The sequence below is a fragment of the Vibrio sp. 10N.247.310.24 genome (assembly GCF_041467175.1).
GTDB classification, from domain to species: domain Bacteria; phylum Pseudomonadota; class Gammaproteobacteria; order Enterobacterales; family Vibrionaceae; genus Vibrio; species Vibrio tasmaniensis_A.
In genome coordinates this window covers 1-2,175 of sequence record NZ_JBFSUD010000167.1, presented here as the reverse complement: position 1 = coordinate 2,175, position 2,175 = coordinate 1, and the positions used below count along the sequence as shown (strand labels likewise).

The window sequence follows — 2,175 nt, the reverse complement described above, 5'->3', positions numbered from 1 at the left end:
GCCGATAATTTCGCCACTAAGTCATAAGCTGTGCGTCATGTCTCTTTTCAGGCTAAGCCTTAAACTATATTCTGACGCCTCAATTTTTAAAGAAGTAATAACACATGACATCAACAAACACTCTGCCACCAGCAGGAGTCATGCGCCGATTTGGTGCCTTGTTCTACGACGCTCTGATCGTAATCGCTATTGAAATGATGGAAATGCTACCGCAGAGCTGGCGACGAAATTGATGAACCATATATAGACCATACCCCCCTCCAATCACTTCAACACACTACCTCTTCAAAATCCCGTTGCCTTCGGGCGTGGCGGTTCCATCAAAGCAGATCTAGTCGAACTACATTCAAACTCATTTCTGGACAAAACCTTCTTATCCGCTTCGGGCGATATTTAGCTTTCAGATAACTTTTGGTATATCAAAACACAATGACCACCGTTTTCTAGAGGTGGTCATTGTGGAAAGAAAATGGACAATTTCGTGCAGTGCGTAACTTGTTTAACGGAATACAAACCTGCATAACGATGCTTCAGGCAGGTATATTCATTGAACATCGACTCTTGTTGAACACAACTAGCTTTTTTCTAACACACGAGCAGGCTTAACTCTGTTTTGATGGCGATTCATCGCTAACAATCCGATGACAGCGAGAATGGATACCAAAATAACAATTGTCCAAGTAGATAGATATCCGTATGTATCTATAGTGAATCCAATAATTACGAAGCTAGGCATTACCAACAAACTTCTAAATGTAATAAGTACACCTTGAATTCTACCTCTGTGGCTATTTGGTGACTGGTTTGCCAAATAAACCCCCTCTTTAGTCAGTAATAAAACTTCTCCCGCTGATAAGAAAAACCACGCCAGAAAGTGAACAGGGATAGTTGGGAACAGTAATATGAGAAAATATCCAGAAGTAAACAACAACCCCGAATATGCAAGGCTCACTGTCTCTGTTTTTGACGAAGTCATTTTCATCAACAATGGTGTAATAAGCACAACCAGTACGCAAGCATATGTCATTAACTGCCCAAAAATAACAGGACCTTCAGTACCAAAAATATGGTTCAAATATAAAGGACTCGCCATCGTCATTTGATTAAGAGAAAACCACAACAATCCAGTAAACAAAGTAAAAACTACCAGATGTGGTCTATCCATTAGTACAGACCAAACAGAACCTGAAACACTTTTTTCTAGTTCCGAGTCTACCTCAGTGGATTCAACTTGATGAATAGTCTCTGGTTTTACGAGCAATAGAACAACCAAAATCCCAATTAAAGCTGCGAGCCCATTTCCCAAAAATATCCAACTCGTATAGTTCCAGAAAAGATATCCAGCTAATATCGGTCCTACAGCCGAACCAAAATTATATGCTAGGTAACTAAGTGACATTACAGCATCACGGTTTTTTGGTGTCGATAAGTCTGCAACCAAAGAATTGCTTGCAGGTAATGCTAATCCCATAAAGAAATAGGCGGCAAAAAGCAAAACAGGAACCAATGTTGCACTATCAGGGGCAAACCCGCATGCTAATAACAAGATTGAACCGATTAGTTCGCCAGCGACCATTATATTCTTATGGCCAAACTTATCTGAAAGCTTGCCACCTAAGAAGTTACCTGCAAGGTATGCTCCCGTAACTCCCATGGCCAAAGAACCAGCTACCGTTGTCGAGTAAGACAGTTTTTCGGTAAGAAGTAACACTAGGAATGGAATAATAAAGTTACCCATGCCAAGTATCATTCTAGCAATAGCTATGTAGTATATATTTGAAGGTAAGCCTCTATACATGGAAACAGCTTTAAGAAATTTACTGATAATCGTCGTTCCTTGTCTTTGCCTCTTGAGCAAACCATCTTTGAGTGGTTAACTTTATGACTCATAAAATCAACGTGTTAGTTAGTCGAGCACTCTACGTCATCTCGACAAGTACAACCACTACTTTGATTTTATTTCTATATGCCAATATAAGTAAATATGCACATTTATAGCTAGGATCATTCCATAACGAATGCTCAATTTTGGTAGAAAGTGAGCAGCCCCAACCTGTGGCCTGACATAAAGAAAATTTGGGGAATTATCAGGTTAATTTAAGCACCGTTCTGTTGCGCAAACTTGATGTATGGAATCCACTCCCTCCTTTGCAACCTAGAGTTAGGAGAGTGAGA

At 40.0% G+C, this 2,175-nt stretch carries 1 protein-coding gene and 1 pseudogene; one reads left to right on the top strand and one right to left on the bottom strand.

Features of this window, described 5'->3' with window-relative positions; genetic code table 11:
* Positions 1 to 104 precede the first annotated feature (104 nt).
* A pseudogene (locus tag AB6E08_RS23070) lies at positions 105 to 200 on the top strand (RDD family protein); the annotation flags it as partial.
* Positions 201 to 574: 374 nt separating this feature from the next.
* Here the strand turns inward: AB6E08_RS23070 and AB6E08_RS23065 are convergent.
* Positions 575 to 1,750 (bottom strand): MFS transporter, encoded by a 1,176-nt coding sequence (locus tag AB6E08_RS23065; protein ID WP_139137526.1) that lies wholly within the window; start codon positions 1,748 to 1,750, stop codon positions 575 to 577.
* Between the last annotated feature and the right edge of the window lie 425 nt (positions 1,751 to 2,175).

What these genes read in the sequence shown, in the direction of transcription:
- AB6E08_RS23065 (WP_139137526.1), bottom strand. Translation starts at nt 1,750, where the DNA reads ATGATACTTGGCATGGGTAACTTTATTATTCCATTCCTAGTGTTACTT.